Raw genomic sequence first — 17,847 nt, forward strand, 5'->3', positions numbered from 1 at the left:
AGCTGACAATTTTTCGAGTTATGGCGATGCATTAGTTTTATTGGCTTTAAGGCAAAACGGTTAATTGCCTCGGGAAATAAAAAGGCGCAAAACAGTGTTTTGCGCCTTTTTATTTATGGCTGTGCAAACAACCATCAGTTTTTCAGGGGGATCAATACTTGCTCGTCCGGGGCCAATACCATGAACACCAGCAACTTCGCCGGTTTGCTGTTGCTGGCGTTTTTCGACACCAGATGCTCGGAGCCGGCCGGTTCGTACCAGAACTGGCCTTTCTTGTAGGTGATCGCCTGTTCACCCTTGACCTGGGAAATCACTTCGCCTTCGAGCACGTAGGCCATGGCGGTGCCGTCGTGTTTGTGGGCGATGGAGGACTGGCCGGGTTTGTAGTCGACTTCGATCATCATGGCTTTCTTGCCGGGGGCGTTTTTCAGCATCTGGTCTTGCAGGACGGTGACTTTCTCGGACGGGTCGTGGGCCAGGGCTGCGGCGGACATGGACAGGGCGAGAGCGGCGGTGAAGAGGTGCAGGGCTTTCATGGCGGATCACCAGTTGGGGAGGGGTGGTGACCACAGTAGTCTGCGGGGCGGGGTATTCAAACGGCCAATATTCGGGAAGATCGGGTGACCAATCCAGGCCAGATGAGAAACAACTGTAGCGAGGGAGCTTGCTCCCGCTGGGCGCGAAGCGCCCCCAAAACCTGGCACCTGATTTCTTCAGACGAATCACACTGGCCGGTTTGCGACTGCTGCGCAGCCGAGCGGGAGCAAGCTCCCTCGCCACAGGGGCAGATCAGACGATCGGAAAGGAGTTGAAATCCACACTATTGGCCAAGCGGCTATCGATCAGGTCAATAAACCCCTGCGCCTCGGGCCGGTTGAAATGCGCCTGCATCGCCGCTTCCGACTGCCAGCGTGCGCTCACCGTCCAGTGGTGGTTGTCGTCCGGGCAGCGGTCGACCAGATAGGAATCGCAACCCGGTGTCTGGCGCAAGGTGTCGACGATCTTCTGCAACTGCCGGCCGAGTTCTTCCGAACGCCCGGCGGCGGCGCGAACCTTGACGGTGTTGATCACTTGGTTGGACATTGCTCACACTCCTGAATCAGGCCGGACGAATCCTGCTCATTGAGGGATAACGCCAGTGCAGAATAGGCCTGCACCTGCTGATCACCAATAACCAATCGGCGGTTAATCGCCCAGACCAATCATTCACGCCACTTGTTGCAGAATGTCGCGCAGGCGATCCAGAGCGGTGTCGATGTCCAGCGTCTCGATGGCGCCGAAGCCGAAGTACAGGCCGTTTCTCGCCGGTTGCTGGTGATAGAAACCATTGATCGAATACAGCCCGACCTCGACCTTTTTCGCCAGCTCGATCACCAGTGGCAAATCCACCGGCACCTTGCAGAACACCGCCATGTGGAAGCCAGCACTGGCCGGCACCGCGTCGAGCCAGGGTGAAAGATCACCGGCCATACGCGCCAGAATCCGTTCGCGACGCTGGGCATAAATCCCGTGGCAACGGCGGATGTGTTTGAGCAAACAACCCTCGGCGATGAACTTGGCCAGCGCCCACTGCGGCAGGGTCGAGGCGTGCAGGTCGGTGAGCTGTTTGGCGCGGATCACCGCTTCGAGAATCGCCGGCGGCAGGATCGCGTAACCCAGACGCAATTCCGGCAGCAGGGTCTTGGAGAAGGTACCGACATAGGCCACGATGCCCCGCTGATCAAGGCTGAACAGAGAGTCCGTAGGCCGGCCTTCGTAGCGGAATTCGCTGTCATAGTCGTCCTCGACGATGATCGCGCCCAGCTCATAAGCCCGGGCCAGCAAGGCCTCGCGGCGCGCTTGGCTCATCGGCATGCCCAGCGGGAACTGGTGCGACGGGGTGACATAAATCAAACGCGTGCCCTCGGGAATCTGCTCGACCACAATGCCTTCGGCATCCACCGGCACGCCGACCACCTCGGCGCCGTGGGTGCCAAACAACAGACGGGCCGGCGGATAACCCGGATCTTCCATCGCCACCCGGCTGCCGGGGCTGATCAGCACGCGGGTGATCAGGTCCAGCGCCTGTTGCGCGCCGTTGCACACCACGATGTCTTCGTCCTGACAGTTGATCCCGCGCGAGAACGCGATGTGCCGGGCAATCGCATTGCGCAGCGCCGGCAGGCCCTCGGGCACGCTGTAGAACCCCTTGGACGCGGCCATTTGGCGCATCGCGTGCGAGACGCAGCGGCGCCAGTCGTCATGGGGGAATTGGCCCTTGCTGGTGGCGCCGCCAATGAAGTCGTAGCGCAACGAACCTTGCAGCGTCGGGTGGCGCAGGAACACCGGCAGGTTGCGCCAGCTTTCGATGACCTCGGCGCTGGCCAGTTCGGTATGGCTTTGCTTGCGCTGGATCTGCGCCGGGCGGGCATTGACGTAAGTGCCTTTGCCGATCACCCCGGTGAGAAAGTTTTCGTAGGTCAGCTGCGCATAAGTGTCGGAAATGGTCTTGCGCGAGATTCCCAGTTGCTCGGCCAGCAAGCGACTGGGCGGCAACTGCGTACCGGCGGCCAGACGCCCGGACTCGATGGCGCCGCGCAACTGCTGGTACAACTGACCGGCGAGGTCCTTGCGGCCATTGATCACGACGTGAAGTTCCATACCGACGCGGCTCCGGGGGGCGATTGAAGTGTCGGCCAGATTACCGCTGTTGCGTGATGGGCAGTAGTTGCGCGTTGCAAAAACCCAAAATTGGTCACCATCCCTGTAGGAGCTGCCGCAGGCTGCGATCTTTTGATCTTGCTTTTGTTTATAAAAACTCAAAGTCAAAAGATCGCAGCCTGCGGCAGCTCCTACAGGGGATTTGTGTGGGGCCGGGATTTTCGGTGGTGTGGCGGTTTTTCGTGGAATTGGGGCTGTAACGCTGGCGCATCAGCGCTTACCGTAAATCCACTATCCCGCATTCCGAGACCTGCCATGTCCCCGCGTCTGGACTACTACAACGCCTCACCCAAGGCGATGAAAGCGATGATCGCCATGGAAGCGCTGACCCGCGACCTGAGCATCGAGGCGCCGCTGTTGCAACTGATCAGGATCCGCGCTTCGCAGCTCAACGGCTGCGCGTTCTGCACCGACATGCACTCGGTGGACGCGCGGCGGGCCGGGGAGAGTGAGCGGCGTTTGTATGCGATCGCGGTGTGGCGCGACAGTGGGTTCTTCAATCCGCGTGAGCGGGCGGCGTTGGCCTGGGCCGAGGCGGTGACTTTGTTGGCCGAGAGTCATGTGCCGGACGATGTTTACCAGATGGCCCGCGAGCAATTCAATGAAGGCGAAATGGTCGACCTGACCATGGCTGTCACCACGATCAACAGCTGGAATCGCCTCGCAGTAAGCTTCCGCCAGACCCCAAGCGATTGACATGCACATAACCTGTGGCGAGGGAGCTTGCTCCCGCTCGGCTGCGCAGCAGTCGCCAAACCTTTGCATGCGGTCTGCCAGCTAATACCGGTTCGGCAGGTTTGGGGGCGCTGCGCACCCCAGCGGGAGCAAGCTCCCTCGCCACAAAGGTCTGGTCTTCAGTTTGGTGGAAAGATCGCAGCCTTCGGCAGCTCCTGCATGGGATCGAATGTAGGAGCTGCCGAAGGCTGCGATCTTTTGACTTTGATTTTTGAAAGCCAGATCAAAAGATCGCAGCGTGCCGCAGCTCCTACAGGGGCCTCAGTTTGGTGGGCGTTGTGGTTTGACTGAGGTGCCGAAGGTGTTGCCCATACGTGTGCCAGTTGCGGCCGGGGTTGCGAGGCCAACCTGATTCGGTGGCCGCTTGTTCACCGGCACATTCAGCGCTTCCTGATTCTTCTGCGCAGCCGCAGCGCCCTCGGGATTGTTGCCCATCTGCTGACTCAGACAATCGTAATTCGGCGCCTTGTAGCCACCCACCGTCACCTCCACACAGCCCAGCGGCTGTTCGGCGTGGGCACTGGCGAAGGCGCTCAGCAGCAGCCCGCCGAGGGCGAATTTCCACAGTGATTTCATGCAAGCCTCCTGGCCGGCCCGAAGCGGCCGTTCTCTATTGGCAGTCTAGTGCAAGCCTCGCGCGAATCCCGTGATGGTTTTTTTGCACCGCCCGTCACACCAGATTCATAAACAGCCATCAGGATGACGGTTTTCAGGGGTACGTCAGCCGTGCAGCGAGGCAGTTCCAGGGACGGTCTTCAGCATTCAGCGACTCTCGTGCGTCGGGTGAGTCTGGGGCTGCTGCTTGGCTGGTTCAGCGGTGCGGCGACAGCCGAACCGGTGCCGGCCGATATGCGCATGACGCTGCACATCCCGGCGCAGGACCTGGCCCGGGCGCTGGATCAGTACAGCCATGCCACCGGGGTGGCGGTGCTGGTCGACAGTCAGTTGAGTCGCGGTCGACGCTCGTTGGCGGTCGATGGCGAATACACCGCTGCCGACGCCTTGCGCCGTTTGCTCGGCGGCAGTGGCCTGATGGCGCGCTATGCCCGCGACGATGCGTTCACCTTGCAAGTGGCGCAGGTCGAGGACGTGCCGTCGGCCCTGGACAAAACCACCCCGGCCAGTGCCGCTGTCAGTCGCAGCTACGCCACCGCCGTGCAAGCGGCGATCGAGAGCAACCTGTGCCGTTCGCCACTGACTCGCCCAGGCAGCTATCGCGCAGTGTTGCAGGTCTGGGTCGGGCGCGACGGCGTGGTGCAGCACAACCGGTTGGTCACCACCACCGGTGATGTACGGCGTGATACCGCGCTGGTAGAGAGCTTTCGCAATCTCAGGATCGACCGGCCGACGCCCAGCGCGTTGCGTCAGCCGGTCACGTTGCTGTTGTTACCGGAGTCGTCAGGGAAACGCATGGAATGCACCAAATGGGAAGGAGTTTCCGGGGGATGAAAGACACCGGACAAGGTTCGATGGTCCAGCTGTTCCTGACGTCCTACGAGGACTTTCGGGTGCGCTTGCGCAGGCGTCTCGGTTCGGAAGACCTGGCCAACGACGTGCTGCACGAAACCTACCTGCGGGTCGACCGCATGGAAACGCCGCCGAACCTGCTGCGGCCCAACGCCTACCTCTATCGCATGGCCCTGAACATCGCCGCCGACCGCCGTCAGGCCGATGCGCGCCTGCTCACCGGCGAGGAAGTCGAAGAGCTGCTGCAAATCGGCGACGAGGCGCTGGATCCGGCGCGAGTGGTCGGTGGGCAGAAGGAAATCCAGTCGCTGCTCAGCGCCCTCTACGAGCTGCCCGCGCGGCGTCGCAGAATCTTCATCGCCGCGCGGCTGGAGGAGGCGCCGCACCTGGAAATCTCCCAGCGCTTCGGCATCTCCACACGCATGGTCGAAAAGGAAATCAAAGCCGCGTTGGGCTTCTGCGCGGCGAAACTGGAAAGAAAAGTGTTTCAGCGGTTCGGTCGCGGGGCCGGAAAACCGTCTTCTGAATAGTGCCCGATCATTTCGTTGAGAATCTGCGCGTTTGAACATCTTTCGACTGACACCTGCCGAGCCATCGGCGGCCGACAATCTGCACAGTGAAGCCCACGACTGGTTGGTCCTGCTGACCTCCGGCCGCGCCACCGTGGCCGACGCCCGGGCGTTGCGCCAGTGGTGCGCGCAGAGCGCCGAGCATGCTCAGGCTTTCGAGCAGGCCAAGGTGTTGTGGCACAACCTGCAGCCTGCCGCTGAAATGCTGCAGTCGCCTCGGCGCTTCGGTCGCCGTGCGTTTCTCGGTGGTGCGATTGCTGCGTCGGCTGCGTTTTTGCTGGTGCGCGGGACGATTCCCGGTGGCTTCGAAGGGCTCGGCGCCGATTACATCACCGAAGTCGGCCAGCAGAAGCGTTTCGAACCGGCCGACGGCGTACGCCTGGAACTCAACACCCAGACCCGCATCAACCAGCGCTCTGCCGATGATGGTGTGCAGGGTTTTGAGCTGGTCAGCGGTGAGGTTGAAGTACAGACCGCGCGGCTGCCATTGGCGATGCAGGCTGGAGGAGGGTGGTTGCGTGCCAGTCAGGCACGGTTCAATTTGCGCAACACCGATCAACAAGTCTGCGTGACCTGCCTCGATGGTTCGGTGGACGTCAATGTCGATGGCCGCAGCCTGCGCTTGCAGCCGGGTGAGCAACTGACCTACGACGCGCAGCAAGTGGGCGCAGTGCAAAGCGTCGACACCGCCGCAGTGATGAACTGGCGCCAACAGGTACTGGTATTCAACGGCGCGACCCTCAGCCAGATGATCGACGAGATCAACCGCTACCGCCCTGGCATGTTGCTGCTGCTCAACCGCGAACTCGGCCAACGCCGCGTCCAGGCCCGCTTCAGCCTCGACCAACTCGCCGGCGTCGCCCTGCTGATCCGCGATGCCTACGGCGTCAAATGCACCGAACTACCCGGCGGCGTCGTCGTCCTCAGCTAATCCAACCCAACACCCACAAACACCATAAAACCCTGTGGGAGCTGGCTTGCCAGCGATAGCGGCATGTCAGGCAATGAGATGTTGGATGTGAATACCCCATCGCTGGCAAGCCAGCTCCCACAGGGACCTCAGTAATCCAGATTATTGCAGCGGCCCCATCACCTGCCGATACCGCTCCACCCCCTGCGCCGTCTCCCGCATCAACCGCACCTCCAACCCCAACGGGTCCTCCCGCCGATTCCCACTCAACTGCCGCCAACCCTTATCCACCTCCCAAACCCGCACCTGCACATCACTCACACCCTGTAACACCGCCACCCCAGCCCCCGGCGCCGGCAACGGATACCGACTGCGCGCCTCAGCCACCGCCCGATACAACGTATCCCCCTTGACCCACCACCGCACCCGCTGCAAAGCCCCAGGCTGATCCGCCGCACGGCGAATAACATCCAGCCGGAACCCCTTGCTGTCACTGCTCCGCACCGTCACCGCAGGCGGCGCACTCGGCGGCTCATCATCCACGCCAACCTTCTTCGGCTCAGTCAATTCAATCCCCGCGCGCATCTCCACATCACGCTGCAACTGATTCAACGCCCGCAACAGACTGTCGCTCTGCTCACTGCTCGCCTGCAAATGACTGTCCGCCCGCGTCACACTGTCCAGCCCGCGCCAGGCAATCAGACTGACCACCGCCATCAGCAGAATCGCGACCATCACCTCGATCAGGGTAAAGCCCCGTTGATCGTTCATTGCACACTGATCCTTCCACTGGCATCGCGCAGCACACTCAGCCGATTGAGCCCATCCGACAAGGTCAATCGCAGCGGCGGATTGATCCACTCGGCGTTAAGCACAACCTTCTGCTTCGGCTCCACCCGCACCTCCAGCTTCGGACTCTGCCAAGTGCGCGGCCGCAACTGCGGGTCATCCTTGAAATGCTCAAAACCCCGACCACTGTCACTGCGCCGACTGAAGCGAAAGCCCTTGCCATCACTCACCCACACAATCGGCCGACCATCGGCGCGGGCCTCTGCCTGCGCCACCTGCAGCAACTGCGCCACACGCTCGGCGTCCTTGCGCAGCAACTGCAGCGGATCCGGCTTGATACTCAAACTGATCGCCGCACTGGCAATCCCGATGATCACCAGCACCACCATCAGCTCAATCAGCGTAAAACCCTGTTGCTTGCCCACCTTCATCGGTTGCGCACTCCGTTGCGTCCTGCCCCGTCCCAAAAAAACATCCTGCACGGCCAACATGTAAGACGTGTGAAATAAAACCGTGAGAATTGCCGCGTAGCCTGTCAGCAGGGACTAAAAGGAGATTCAGCCCATGATGCTCACCACCCGCATATCCCCCCCGCAAACCGTCCAGGCCCTCGCACTGCTCGCCGCCTTGGTCGGCGTCGCGACCTGGTCGTCACTACTCCTGACCTCCGCCGAATCCCACACCCCACCAGCCCCCCCGCAAATGCTCGCGGCGCGCATTGACAGCCCGGCGTTGCAGTGGTTTTCCAACCAGGCGGCGTCGATGGACATCAAGGTGAGCGGGGTGATGGCGGGGAGTCGCGGGGCGGTGGCGATTCTGAGTTTGAACGATGGGCCGCCGCGGAGTTTTCTGCAGGGGGAGAGGGTGGGGCCTGGGGTGAAGTTGGTGGCGGTGGAGGGGGATGGGGTGGTGATTGAGCAGGGTGGGGAGAGGGTGCGGTTGGGGGTGGAGAGGTTGGGGGAGGGGGTGGTTTTGCCGAGTCTTAAGAGGCCCTGATTTGTAGGGTTGAAGTCGTTATTTTTGCCGTTTAGTTGAATGCCAGTTTAAGTGCCTCCAAAAGCAGGGAGCCGAGATGTAAGCGAGTGCTTGTTGTCGCTCTCGGCCTGATGCAGGTAATCGAGAATTTCCGCTACCGGCCAGAAGCGGACGTTCGCAACCGACCGCTAGCGGCGATAAGCAGTACATGACTCCTTTCGCTTGAGATCCATAGGATCACCCGAAGAAATTTCTTAGCTGTTAAATAGGATCCCCTAGACCTTATGTCTGATGGACTTCTAGGCACGCTCACGCGCTAGCGAGAGTCCCTAATCGAAAAACATGGCAAGGTTACATTTCATCAGCTTTACTGCACAAATACTCAAAAAACACCTTCGATGTCCTTCGATGACGTAGCACACTCAAGATGAACGTGGAAGTGAGTTTTATCATCAAAGTTCGGAGGTTGCTGTCGAGGGGGACCTATTATGGGAATTCGGCGGCGACACTTCAGGGGGGGGGAAATGGAAACGTTCCACAATCCAGACAGGTTTATGTCCGACTTGCGTCAAGTATTGTCACAGGGAAGAAAGCGTATTGGAATTCTTGTAGGCGCAGGAGCGCCGCTTGCAATTCGCGTTAACGAGAGAAATGAAGTAGATCCCGATGGTAAGTCGCTAATTCCTGGCGTCGAAGCACTTACGCAACAAGCAACTTCTGGGCTGACAGAAACTCAGGCTGGGGCGGTTGACGCTATAAGAAAGAGCTTGGGTGCAAACGCCAACATCGAGTCAATTCTTTCACGTATTCGTTTGTTAGAACAGGCGCTGGGAGAGACGCTAGTTCAGGGCCTAGACTCAGTCGGATACCAGAATCTCGGGAAAGCAATATGTAAAAATATTGGAAAAATCGTTGGCGTTTCTTTGCCTAAGCAACGTAATGCCTATTCCGATTTGATCGCATGGATTACGGGGACTGTGCGATCCAATTCTGTAGAGATATTTACCACGAACTATGATTTTCTTTTCGAAGAAGCATTTGAACGGGTCAGAAGCCCTTATTTTGATGGCTTTTCGGGAGGCAGCAAGCCTTTTTTCGACCCCGTTTCGGTTGCCGGAGATGACTTACCTGCTCGATGGGCAAAACTCTGGAAGATGCATGGTTCCCTTGGCTGGGCTTTAGAAGACGGAGCAATTGTACGAGGGCATGGGCGCGAGGCCACCGAGTTGGTCTATCCTGATCACTTGAAGTATGACCTGACTCAAAAACAGCCCTACTCAGCCCTTTTTGAAAGGCTTAAAAGTTTCTTGCTCACACCAGATTCGTTATTGCTGGGAATTGGCTTTTCTTTTAGAGATGCGCATATTTGTGCAGTACTTGATGAAAGTCTGGCGATGAATGCTAACTCGGCTGTATTGGCCTTTCAATATCAGACTTTAGATAAGGAAGAGCCTGTCGTTAAGCTAGCAAGCGACAGGCCAAACTTAAGTGTTTACGCGGCTGATGGTGCTGTAATAGGTGGTGTTCCTGGAAAGTGGCGTCCGGGAGAGCTTCCCAAAAACTGGGGAAATATTCGTGAAAGCTTCTGGGCACCGCGGTGGCCTAAAGAACCAGCCTCGTTCCTATTGGGAGACTTTGCTGCTTTCGCTCGATTCTGCGCTCTAGCACAAGCCAATGATTTGATAACAAAGTCTTTGCAAAGAGACGAGCCCAGTCAGGCTGAGAGTGTCACTGAGAGCATCAGTGGAAATGGATCTGATGTAGAGGAAAAGCAAAATGAGCGGTAATGACCCTACCTATTTAGGAGTTGTTAGTGCTGTTTCAGGAGCCACGCTAACTGTAAAGCTAGCGGAGTCACTAGATTCGGGCTTCGCCGTTATCAAAGGCCATACATATCGAGTTGGCCAGGTTGGGAGTTTTGTTAGAATTCCTCAAGGCTATCAGGACTTATTCGGTATCGTTTCCGAAGTTGGTGCTACTGCTGCACCAATTCAGTCAGACATTTCAAGTATGGACTCGGGTAGATGGATGACTGTTCAACTTGCGGGTGAAACAGTTGGCGGCCAATTTGAAAGAGGTCTAAGTCAGCATCCGAATATAAACGATTCTGTACACTTGGTTACCGAATCCGATCTAAGAAGAATATATGGTTCAATAGGCGAAGACCAAGTGGTTATAGGTCACCTTGCAAGTGCTGAAAATATTGAGGTGCGTCTATCACTAGATGCGCTTGTGACACGGCACTCCGCAATACTAGGTTCAACAGGAGCGGGAAAATCTACAACTGTTGCAAGTCTCCTACGGTCCATCATTCGGAAAGATGAAAAAGAGGGGGCCCCTGGCGCTCGTATTCTCATGATCGATATACATGGCGAGTACACGAAGGCGCTTGAGGATGTGGCGAGGGTATTTAGTACTGCTCCTAGTCCTGGGCAGGAGCCATTGTTTGTTCCTTACTGGGCTTTGGAGGCAGGCGAGCTTTTAGATTTTGTCACGGGAGGTCTGTCCGATGCCCACGAAATTGCCTTCACAGATAAAATTGCAGAATTGAAAGAAAAAGGAATTATTTCGTATCCAAGAGCAGGTATCGATTCAAAAATACTTACCGTAGATAGCCCAGTTCCATTCAGTTTGAAGCAGCTATGGTATGAATTGATCAACTTTGAAACAACCACCTTTCTCGGAGCAAATCGTGATGAGCCTGCGCTTGAAGAAGAAGGCGACGCAGACGCGCTGATTGCACCAAAATATCAACCTCATGCTATGGGCACTAGAGGCCCCTTCACTAATTCCGCAGCCAAGGGTATCCGCAGACCATTGAATCTACTCAGGTCCCGAATGCTAGATCGACGTTATGATTTTTTGCTTCATCCCGGAGACTGGGAGCCAAAACTATCGGGAGAGGTGAAAAACGATCTGGACGAACTTCTTAAAGGATGGCTTGGCCATGATAAACAAATCACGATATTAGATTTGTCTGGCGTTCCCAGTACAGTGCTCACGCGGCTTATTGGCTCCATTCTTCGTATCGTTTATGAGGCGCTGTTTTGGAGTCGAGAAAAGTCAGAAGGTGGAGTAGAACGGCCACTCCTCGTTGTTATGGAGGAGGCTCATCGCTACCTCGGGCCGGATGCAGGGACAGTGGCCTCTGAAGTAGTGAAGCGTATCGCGAAGGAAGGACGTAAATACGGGGTAGGTGCCATGGTGGTTTCTCAACGACCGGCAGAAGTTGATGAAACAGTGCTTTCGCAGTGCGGCACAATTATCGCGCTAAGGCTTTCCAATCCCGTAGATCGCGGACGCGTGAAGGGGACTTTGCCTGATAACCTAGCCGGATTGATGGACTTGTTACCAGTGTTGAGAACTGGTGAAGCTATAATAACCGGCGAAGCTGCCCGCCTCCCAGTTCGCTGCCGCATTGCTTTGCCTCGTCAAGAGCATTTACCTAGGAGTAATGATCCTAAGGTAACTCTAGCGTGGTCGCGGCGGCGATCAGCGGAAGGATACGACCGTGTGGTTGCTTCCTGGCGAAGCCAGCAGACTAATGCGGTTATCCGACAACTTGGAATCACACGTACACCTGTCGAAGACGACAATGAGGAGAGCTGAAATGGATCGCGATGCCGTATCTTCGTCGAATATTTTGTCAGCAGGCTATGACCCTGAGAGTGAAACGTTGGAAATTGAATTTTTGGGAGGGGCTGTTTATCAGTATTACAATGTGAACGAGCATCTTTATGAGCAATTCAAATTAGCTCCTTCCAAAGGTCAATTCTTCCATATGTACATAAAGAATGCGGTGCCATTTTCGAGAGTCTAATGAGTTAACTCAAACAAAAATTAAAGGGCTGCCGTCAACAGGAAACCTGTTTTCTATGATTGGCCGTGAATGTGCGGAAAAAGCCTTTGTCGTTGGACTACAAAGGCGTAAGTAGTAATTTCTCAAAAATCGATAAGAGAAAATTTCATGCATCTTTTTATATGAAAGCCCCTTCCATTTCCATAAGCAGTATCTTATCGAGGTAGTAGACTATGCTCTCAGCAGGGATGAAATTAAGCTGGCTTTCACTGTCGCTCGCGAACGTAACCATTCCAGAAAACTCCTGCAGAAAAGGGGACAGATTTATTTTCTGAGAAATAAATTTGTCCCATTTTTTATTCTTTTTTCATTTGTCTCCTTTTTTCTTCGTTCAGTTTTCGTGCGTCCGCCGGAGACTGGGCAAAGTTTTTTGTAAATCTACTTCATGCTAAGAGCACTTACGATCTCACGAAGAAACTCTAGCTTAAAGTTATTATTTCGAACGCGACGAATAACTTTAAGGTTTTTAATGTCATGCTTAGGATCGTCGCTTGTTATTTTTTCAACAAGTAAAATGGTGTAGGGGTTTTGAAACTTCTTTTCTAGTTTAGGCAAGAAATCATCGGTCATATTTTTTGCGCTTGCTTTGGCCTCGACTATTACGACCTGATCTCCTTGAGTAATGACAAAGTCCGCCAATTCGTCCTCGCGCACTTTAATTTTGCCATTGCTTTGAACCAGCTCTTTCAGCGATGATCGAATGAAATTCTCAAGCTGCAATTCTGACTCAACAGCATCTTTAATTACCTCGGGATTAAGGGAGTCAACTTTTATTCGCTGTTTTTTTCCATTTTCGAGAGTGAACTCGATAACTCGATACCGGCTCTTCGCTCTTTTCGCAAAAAATAATGAAGAGAAATAACCAGTAATTGCAGCTGTAGTGCCTGCTAATAATGCGAATAGTAGCTGCAACATTATAAGCGCTCCTTGACTGCGGTCATGATCAGGCTCGCGAGATACGCTATGACGCCTATAATTAAAGGTAGGCCGACTCCGTAATTGTAGACCATATATGAGTGTTCTGCGGGATTTTTATTAGCGATCACGCAGCAAGTTCCCCAGGCTCCAAAAGCGACCATTATCATCAGCCAAGTGAATCCAATAAAATTGCTGTCAATTTTCTTGATTGTAATATGGCCAACCACGCCCTCAAGTTGAAGTCCGGAAATTTCTTTTGGCTTGGTTAATGGAGCTAGAAAACATAATGCAGCAGAAGCCAAGGTCGGACCAATAAAGTCTGACGTGTCAATATTTATCACTGCACGAATTCCTAACTCAAACAGGATTAGAATTACAGGAAAGCCGTACGTAATTATTAAGTACATCTGAAACTTCCACCCTTTGCGAACCGTCCATTTTTATGTTTTTCCACTACTTTTGCCTAAACCTTCCCCTACACGAGTGGACTGTGTTCAGCCTGGCAGAAGATAGCGTAACCTCATTAAGTTTCCTACCTCTTTCCTCCATTTAGGCTGCTGCTGATAGGTCTACAAAGTAACGTGAAAACTTAGTGCGGCTAATCGAGTGTATTGGCAGGTCAAAAAGCGGACCTTAGTGGGTAGTCGCTTCTGGCCGACAGCGGTCGCTTGCCGATGTCCGCTTTTGGCCGAAAGCAGCCATCGGGTGTGAAATGTAGTCCAAAAACGCAAGTCAGTTGGCCTGATGAGTGGGTGGATCTATTTAGGGGATATTTTCCGCAGTAAGGTCAAGGTAAACATCGGCGTTTAAAAAGACATTTCCAGATACTCACTCAGGCTACACATCCTTGCGCCATTGCCTACAGCTACGCCAGAATCCGCCGGCTTGTGCGCTTTGGGGACGGGTTTTATTGTGGTTCGGTCGCTGACGAATCAGCGATCGGGTTTGGTAGCCCGGCTTAGACTTGGCGCATAGCGTCACCCGACACAGGCCCTGCTGGGACTGTATTTATGGTGGCCATGCGCAGGGCGTCTTCGGGCGCGCCGGTTTTCCAAGTCACCGGTCTACCAACCTTCGTATGGCCACCACCCCTTCGTTTGGTAGCGAAAGATGATGGCTCCTTTTCTATGATTTGGAGATTCACTCATGATCAAACCAACACCCAACCCACCCGAAACCGCCTCGGTTTCCCCCTACGAATCCATCGACTCAAAAAAACTCCACGAAGCCGCCGACCGCGCGCTCGACCATTACCTCTGTCCGCCCGGTTCCACGCCGCCGCCGCGTAAAGCCCGGGGGATGTATGCCGTGACGGCGGACAACAAAACCGAAGAACTGTTGGTCGATGCCAGTGAAACGCTTGCTTCGGCCAAAACCCTCGCGCAGAACATCGCCAGCTTGTTGCCGGTGTCGCAGCGTCATGCGCTGGCGGGGATTGCGCAGTTGATCATGCTAGGGGAGTTGGCGGTGAATCGGGCTTTGGATAATTTGCAGTTGCCGGGGTGATGTAGGTGTCGGGGACACTTGGTGATTGATTGGGTGTTCATTCTGGCGCCTTCGCGAGCAAGCTCGCTCCCACAGGGTTTGTGGTGGATGCGTAATTTGCGGACACCCAAAACCTGTAGGCGCTGCTGTGAACTTGCCCATTCGTGTTCGGCTAAATGAGGGAGGTGGTCGACCATCACCCTCACGGGTGATGGTTTGAAGCACTACAAGTGTTAGATATTCGGGGAGTAGGAGAAGCCTTGCGAAGCTTCGGTATCGGTGAACGGCGTCACACGCGGTTTCTTGTTGAACAGGCCGTTGACGACCGAGCCAGGGAACATCTCGATGGCGTTGTTGAACAGTTCGACGTTGCGGTTGTAGATGGTGATGGCTGCGCCGACGTTCTCTTGTTGTTCGGCAATTTCACGCATCATGTTGTTCGCCGCTTCCGATGCTTTCAGATCAGGGTAAGCCTCAAAAGCAATGCGCAAGCCACCCATCAGTTCTCGCGAGGCGGTTTCAACGTTGGTGAGTGCGTTTCCGTTTGCGCCAGCAGGAAGGGCGTGAATGGCGCTGCGAAGGCTGGTGATTTTTTCGAGGAGGCTGGACTCAAAAACCATGAAGTCTGCGAGCACTTTTTGCAGTTGATCGAGAACTTTTGTCTTCTGGCGTTCGTAAACCAGGACGTCCGACCAGGCACGTTGTACCCCGTTATGTCGGGCGATGATGTCGTTGTAGATGCCCAACCCCACCAAGATGATGATTACGGCGATAACAGCGGAGAGTATGAGTGCAATGTCCATGGCTTACTTCTCTTTGCATTTATTTGGTGGAGAGGTGGTAAAGGTAAAGTTGTCATCGTGCAGCTCAGAGAGTGCGTGGCTCCATTGGAGCACAGACATCAGGCGCGGCAGTTCGACACCTGCAAAAATTTCTGCGTAAAACTCGTTGGGTGAAGCCAGCGAATATTCTGTGTCGAACGCGAGTAGGTCACTGCTCGCGAAGCTGAGGCAAAGCAAGCCATCGTCGGAGAACTCCAGGTTCGGACGATCGAGGATTTCAAATAATTTCAACAAATGCAGCACTGTCGAAGGTTTGATGAATTTCGCGCAGAGTATCTCGCTCTGCCCTGTCAAACAGAACGATTTATTAAAGTCCGGAGAAGCCGTGTCCATCGGCCATGAATAGTCGTTCTCTGATTGGTTATCGGATCTGACCGATATCCCGGTGACCCAGGGAAAGTCGAAAACCAGACTGTACCGGTCGTAATGGTCATACACCACTCGAGTCTCCGTACTGGTTTTGCCATCTTTGTCGGTCACCGTGACTTGCTCCTCCCGTTTGTTGACGTAGTGCAACTGGCGGTAGTGATAAGGGAGATCGCGCAGCTTGCCGGTAAACACGCCCTCTAACGACTCAACCAACTCGCGGCTGTAGTTGCCCCGGCGGTAGTCACCAAATTGCGTATCCAGTTCGTTGAGGGTGCAGTGCGAGTTTTCTTCCAGGAACATCAACTCGTTGTGGAAGTAGGAGGATAGTTCAGCAATTTCGCGGCTGAGCGATGGCAAGCGATCAGCCTTGGATTTCATCCATTTCATGCTCCCAATGGCGAACCCGATGCCTAGCACACCAGTGACTGCGCCGAACAAGCCAGGCTCAATTTGCAGACGGTGAAAAAAAGAAACCACGTGATAGGTGTCGATATAGCCAAAAAGGGCCACAGTGCCCGCAATCAATAACAGGCCGGTGCCGAAAAACCACCATGCACGTGTGAAATTGAACTTGAGCGGGCCATCGTACGAGGCGAACTCGTGGATCACGTTCAATAGGTCGGCGTTGGATTCAGCCCTGTCAATATTGGCTCCGCTCACAGTCAGCAACTCATTTAGTCGCGCGTTCTGCGAGGTGTTGGGCATGTAGATATCCATCAACGAGAGCAAGGTAGAAGTCTCACAACAGTATCGGGAAGCTCGAAGCAAGCGGCCCCAGGGGGCCCGAATTCAATTAGAAGATGGGCTGATTCAGGGAGACCTTGTGCGGAAGCAACGGCCCGGATTGAGGATTTGACTCTATTCATGATCTGTCAGAAACAATGAAAAGGAGTGGACAATACCATTGTCATGCGTTGACTGCTTCTGTCCGACATCATCCTCTGGAAATGATCGGGCATTCGACAGGTAATCATCGTTTGATGAGCGTATCGGCATCACTTGGTGGTTGATTTGGTGCCCATTCTGGCGCCTTCGCGGGCAAGCCCGCTCCCACAGGGTTTTATGTTGGTCGAAGATTTTTCGTACGACGTTGGAGACTGGGGGAGTTGGTCTGTCGGCGATGGTGCATGCGCCAATTCCGTTGCCTGAGATGTTTGTGTAGGAGCTGCCGGAGGCTGCGATCTTTTAGTTTTAAAAAACAAGATCAAAAGATCGTCCGAACGCGGCCCGAGCCTTCGGCAGCTCCTACAGGGGGCGATTCAATAGGGTTTCCAGGCGGGCCAGGGGCGGGGCGTCCTGGTTGCGGTTGAAGACCTGGATGCCGACCTTGAGTAATCGGCCATTCTCTGCCGCTGCGATTACCTGCTCACACCGCAACAACAACCGTCCCTGATCACAATCAACGGCTTTCACACCGGTCGGCAATCGACCTTCCAGTTGCAGTTCCGCCATGCGCGTTTGCGCCGCGATCATGGCAATCGAGCGATCACGCATAACTCCGCTGCTTTGGGTCATCAACCCGGCCACGCGCACGGCCGCCGACATCGCCACGGCAATGATCGCCAGCGCCACCAGCACTTCAATCAGGGTGAAACCCGCTTCTCGGGAACACGCGCGCATAAAAGGCCCAAAACCAAAACACAGCCCTCGACCCTAACCCGCGTCCTTGACGGCTTGACGACGAAAACTCCCGAGGATTTTCAACATCCCTGACATATCTTCTTGCAACACTGCGCGTCGAATCGAATCAAGCCAAGGGAATGTCGAGATGGATATCGCGCAGTTCAAACAGCCCGGACGACCGAGTCGGATGCCCCGTGGGCAGCAGGGTTTTACCCTGATCGAGATCATGGTGGTGGTGGTGATTCTCGGGATTCTGGCGGCGATGGTGGTGCCCAAGGTGCTGGATCGGCCGGATCAGGCGCGGGCCACGGCGGCGAAGCAGGATATTGGCGGTTTGATGCAGGCGCTGAAGTTGTATCGCCTCGATCACGGCACTTATCCGAGCATGACTCAGGGTCTGAAAGTGCTGGTGGAGCGGCCGGCGGATGCGAAGAACAGTAACTGGCGTTCGTACCTGGAGCGCCTGCCGAATGACCCGTGGGGTCGTCCTTATCAGTACCTCAACCCCGGCGCGAATGGTGAGATCGATATCTTTTCCCTCGGTGCCGACGGTCAGCCTGACGGCGACGGCGTGAATGCCGATATCGGTTCCTGGCAGCTGTAAGG

21 protein-coding genes are annotated in these 17,847 nt (G+C 55.1%); 10 read left to right on the forward strand and 11 right to left on the reverse strand.

Going from position 1 to position 17,847, the window contains the following annotated elements:
• Positions 1-134 precede the first annotated feature (134 nt).
• From ABV589_RS26505 to ABV589_RS26515, 3 genes are all read right to left on the reverse strand, one after another.
• On the reverse strand, positions 135-536 hold the full coding sequence (locus ABV589_RS26505) for a cupin domain-containing protein (protein WP_367084281.1): 402 nt from the start codon (positions 534-536) through the stop codon (positions 135-137).
• A gap of 253 nt (positions 537-789) precedes the next feature.
• Positions 790-1,083, reverse strand: a complete 294-nt coding sequence (locus ABV589_RS26510; RefSeq protein WP_367084282.1) for a putative quinol monooxygenase — start codon at positions 1,081-1,083, stop codon at positions 790-792.
• A 123-nt stretch (positions 1,084-1,206) separates the two neighbouring features.
• Entirely contained in the window at positions 1,207-2,640 is a 1,434-nt protein-coding gene (locus ABV589_RS26515) for a PLP-dependent aminotransferase family protein (RefSeq protein WP_367084283.1), read from the reverse strand.
• A 315-nt stretch (positions 2,641-2,955) separates the two neighbouring features.
• On the opposite strand from ABV589_RS26515, the gene ABV589_RS26520 reads away from it, so the two are divergent.
• Positions 2,956-3,396, forward strand: a complete 441-nt coding sequence (locus ABV589_RS26520) for a carboxymuconolactone decarboxylase family protein (protein WP_329698742.1) — start codon at positions 2,956-2,958, stop codon at positions 3,394-3,396.
• Positions 3,397-3,696: 300 nt separating this feature from the next.
• Here the strand turns inward: ABV589_RS26520 and ABV589_RS26525 are convergent, their stop codons facing one another.
• Positions 3,697-4,011, reverse strand: coding sequence for a hypothetical protein (locus ABV589_RS26525; RefSeq protein WP_247269023.1), 315 nt, complete (start codon positions 4,009-4,011; stop codon positions 3,697-3,699).
• Positions 4,012-4,218: 207 nt separating this feature from the next.
• Here ABV589_RS26525 and ABV589_RS26530 point away from each other — a divergent pair, with 207 nt between their 5' ends.
• From ABV589_RS26530 to ABV589_RS26540, 3 genes are read left to right on the forward strand one after another with little or no spacing between them, the layout of a single operon-like run.
• A complete protein-coding gene (locus ABV589_RS26530) occupies positions 4,219-4,884 on the forward strand; it encodes a secretin and TonB N-terminal domain-containing protein (RefSeq protein WP_367084284.1) in 666 nt (221 codons plus the stop codon).
• Positions 4,881-5,432, forward strand: coding sequence for an RNA polymerase sigma factor (locus tag ABV589_RS26535; protein WP_027613107.1), 552 nt, complete (start codon positions 4,881-4,883; stop codon positions 5,430-5,432). The genes ABV589_RS26530 and ABV589_RS26535 overlap by 4 nt, the downstream gene beginning before the upstream one ends.
• A 31-nt stretch (positions 5,433-5,463) precedes the next feature.
• Complete coding sequence (locus ABV589_RS26540; protein ID WP_367084285.1) at positions 5,464-6,402, forward strand: FecR domain-containing protein; 939 nt, start codon at positions 5,464-5,466, stop codon at positions 6,400-6,402.
• A 141-nt stretch (positions 6,403-6,543) separates the two neighbouring features.
• Here ABV589_RS26540 and ABV589_RS26545 read toward each other — a convergent pair whose 3' ends face one another.
• Positions 6,544-7,152 carry a prepilin-type N-terminal cleavage/methylation domain-containing protein gene (locus ABV589_RS26545; RefSeq protein WP_367084286.1) on the reverse strand — a complete coding sequence of 203 codons (609 nt, stop codon included), beginning with the start codon at positions 7,150-7,152 and terminating at the stop codon, positions 6,544-6,546.
• Positions 7,149-7,601 carry a type II secretion system minor pseudopilin GspH gene (gspH, locus tag ABV589_RS26550; protein WP_047600425.1) on the reverse strand — a complete coding sequence of 151 codons (453 nt, stop codon included), beginning with the start codon at positions 7,599-7,601 and terminating at the stop codon, positions 7,149-7,151. The genes ABV589_RS26545 and gspH overlap by 4 nt, the downstream gene beginning before the upstream one ends.
• 133 nt (positions 7,602-7,734) lie before the next feature.
• Here gspH and ABV589_RS26555 point away from each other — a divergent pair, with 133 nt between their 5' ends.
• From ABV589_RS26555 to ABV589_RS26570, 4 genes are all read left to right on the forward strand, one after another.
• The gene (locus ABV589_RS26555; protein ID WP_367084287.1) at positions 7,735-8,166 is read left to right on the forward strand and encodes a type II secretion system protein N; all 432 of its coding nucleotides are present in this window, start codon (positions 7,735-7,737) and stop codon (positions 8,164-8,166) included.
• A 503-nt stretch (positions 8,167-8,669) separates the two neighbouring features.
• Positions 8,670-9,932 carry an SIR2 family protein gene (locus ABV589_RS26560; protein WP_367084288.1) on the forward strand — a complete coding sequence of 421 codons (1,263 nt, stop codon included), beginning with the start codon at positions 8,670-8,672 and terminating at the stop codon, positions 9,930-9,932.
• The gene (locus tag ABV589_RS26565) at positions 9,922-11,754 is read left to right on the forward strand and encodes an ATP-binding protein (protein WP_367084289.1); all 1,833 of its coding nucleotides are present in this window, start codon (positions 9,922-9,924) and stop codon (positions 11,752-11,754) included. Before ABV589_RS26560 ends, ABV589_RS26565 begins: the two co-directional genes overlap by 11 nt.
• A gap of 1 nt (position 11,755) precedes the next feature.
• The gene (locus tag ABV589_RS26570) at positions 11,756-11,965 is read left to right on the forward strand and encodes a KTSC domain-containing protein (RefSeq protein WP_367084290.1); all 210 of its coding nucleotides are present in this window, start codon (positions 11,756-11,758) and stop codon (positions 11,963-11,965) included.
• Positions 11,966-12,382: 417 nt separating this feature from the next.
• On the opposite strand, the gene ABV589_RS26575 is transcribed toward ABV589_RS26570, so the two are convergent.
• Positions 12,383-12,919 (reverse strand): hypothetical protein, encoded by a 537-nt coding sequence (locus tag ABV589_RS26575; RefSeq protein ID WP_367084291.1) that lies wholly within the window; start codon positions 12,917-12,919, stop codon positions 12,383-12,385.
• Positions 12,919-13,329, reverse strand: a complete 411-nt coding sequence (locus tag ABV589_RS26580; protein ID WP_367084292.1) for a hypothetical protein — start codon at positions 13,327-13,329, stop codon at positions 12,919-12,921. The genes ABV589_RS26575 and ABV589_RS26580 overlap by 1 nt, the downstream gene beginning before the upstream one ends.
• 739 nt (positions 13,330-14,068) lie before the next feature.
• Between ABV589_RS26580 and ABV589_RS26585 the strand changes: the two genes are divergently transcribed.
• Entirely contained in the window at positions 14,069-14,428 is a 360-nt protein-coding gene (locus ABV589_RS26585) for a hypothetical protein (protein WP_225135228.1), read from the forward strand.
• A gap of 212 nt (positions 14,429-14,640) precedes the next feature.
• Here the strand turns inward: ABV589_RS26585 and ABV589_RS26590 are convergent, their stop codons facing one another.
• The 3 genes from ABV589_RS26590 to gspI form a co-directional block, all read right to left on the reverse strand.
• Positions 14,641-15,210: a LemA family protein gene (locus tag ABV589_RS26590; protein ID WP_367084293.1), complete on the reverse strand. Its 570-nt coding sequence runs from the start codon at positions 15,208-15,210 to the stop codon at positions 14,641-14,643.
• A 3-nt stretch (positions 15,211-15,213) separates the two neighbouring features.
• Complete coding sequence (locus ABV589_RS26595) at positions 15,214-16,323, reverse strand: hypothetical protein (RefSeq protein WP_367084294.1); 1,110 nt, start codon at positions 16,321-16,323, stop codon at positions 15,214-15,216.
• 540 nt (positions 16,324-16,863) lie between these two features.
• Positions 16,864-17,238 carry a type II secretion system minor pseudopilin GspI gene (gene gspI, locus ABV589_RS26600; protein ID WP_367084295.1) on the reverse strand — a complete coding sequence of 125 codons (375 nt, stop codon included), beginning with the start codon at positions 17,236-17,238 and terminating at the stop codon, positions 16,864-16,866.
• Between the two features lie 148 nt (positions 17,239-17,386).
• Between gspI and gspG the strand changes: the two genes are divergently transcribed.
• Complete coding sequence (gspG, locus tag ABV589_RS26605; protein WP_041062388.1) at positions 17,387-17,845, forward strand: type II secretion system major pseudopilin GspG; 459 nt, start codon at positions 17,387-17,389, stop codon at positions 17,843-17,845.
• Positions 17,846-17,847 lie beyond the last annotated feature (2 nt).

Origin of the sequence: Pseudomonas sp. HOU2, assembly GCF_040729435.1 — a bacterium.
Lineage (GTDB): Bacteria > Pseudomonadota > Gammaproteobacteria > Pseudomonadales > Pseudomonadaceae > Aquipseudomonas.

Bases quoted from the DNA above. Each gene is read 5' to 3' on its own strand.
- ABV589_RS26555 (WP_367084287.1), top strand. From the start codon at position 7,735: ATGATGCTCACCACCCGCATATCCCCCCCGCAAACCGTCCAGGCCCTC.
- ABV589_RS26585 (WP_225135228.1), top strand. From the start codon at position 14,069: ATGATCAAACCAACACCCAACCCACCCGAAACCGCCTCGGTTTCCCCC.
- ABV589_RS26590 (WP_367084293.1), bottom strand. From the start codon at position 15,210: ATGGACATTGCACTCATACTCTCCGCTGTTATCGCCGTAATCATCATC.
- ABV589_RS26515 (WP_367084283.1), bottom strand. From the start codon at position 2,640: ATGGAACTTCACGTCGTGATCAATGGCCGCAAGGACCTCGCCGGTCAG.
- gspI (WP_367084295.1), bottom strand. From the start codon at position 17,238: ATGCGCGCGTGTTCCCGAGAAGCGGGTTTCACCCTGATTGAAGTGCTG.
- ABV589_RS26510 (WP_367084282.1), bottom strand. From the start codon at position 1,083: ATGTCCAACCAAGTGATCAACACCGTCAAGGTTCGCGCCGCCGCCGGG.
- ABV589_RS26505 (WP_367084281.1), bottom strand. From the start codon at position 536: ATGAAAGCCCTGCACCTCTTCACCGCCGCTCTCGCCCTGTCCATGTCC.
- ABV589_RS26525 (WP_247269023.1), bottom strand. From the start codon at position 4,011: ATGAAATCACTGTGGAAATTCGCCCTCGGCGGGCTGCTGCTGAGCGCC.
- ABV589_RS26575 (WP_367084291.1), bottom strand. From the start codon at position 12,919: ATGTTGCAGCTACTATTCGCATTATTAGCAGGCACTACAGCTGCAATT.
- gspG (WP_041062388.1), top strand. From the start codon at position 17,387: ATGGATATCGCGCAGTTCAAACAGCCCGGACGACCGAGTCGGATGCCC.
- ABV589_RS26565 (WP_367084289.1), top strand. From the start codon at position 9,922: ATGAGCGGTAATGACCCTACCTATTTAGGAGTTGTTAGTGCTGTTTCA.
- ABV589_RS26560 (WP_367084288.1), top strand. From the start codon at position 8,670: ATGGAAACGTTCCACAATCCAGACAGGTTTATGTCCGACTTGCGTCAA.
- gspH (WP_047600425.1), bottom strand. From the start codon at position 7,601: ATGAAGGTGGGCAAGCAACAGGGTTTTACGCTGATTGAGCTGATGGTG.
- ABV589_RS26520 (WP_329698742.1), top strand. From the start codon at position 2,956: ATGTCCCCGCGTCTGGACTACTACAACGCCTCACCCAAGGCGATGAAA.
- ABV589_RS26570 (WP_367084290.1), top strand. From the start codon at position 11,756: ATGGATCGCGATGCCGTATCTTCGTCGAATATTTTGTCAGCAGGCTAT.
- ABV589_RS26535 (WP_027613107.1), top strand. From the start codon at position 4,881: ATGAAAGACACCGGACAAGGTTCGATGGTCCAGCTGTTCCTGACGTCC.
- ABV589_RS26580 (WP_367084292.1), bottom strand. From the start codon at position 13,329: ATGTACTTAATAATTACGTACGGCTTTCCTGTAATTCTAATCCTGTTT.
- ABV589_RS26595 (WP_367084294.1), bottom strand. From the start codon at position 16,323: ATGCCCAACACCTCGCAGAACGCGCGACTAAATGAGTTGCTGACTGTG.
- ABV589_RS26545 (WP_367084286.1), bottom strand. From the start codon at position 7,152: ATGAACGATCAACGGGGCTTTACCCTGATCGAGGTGATGGTCGCGATT.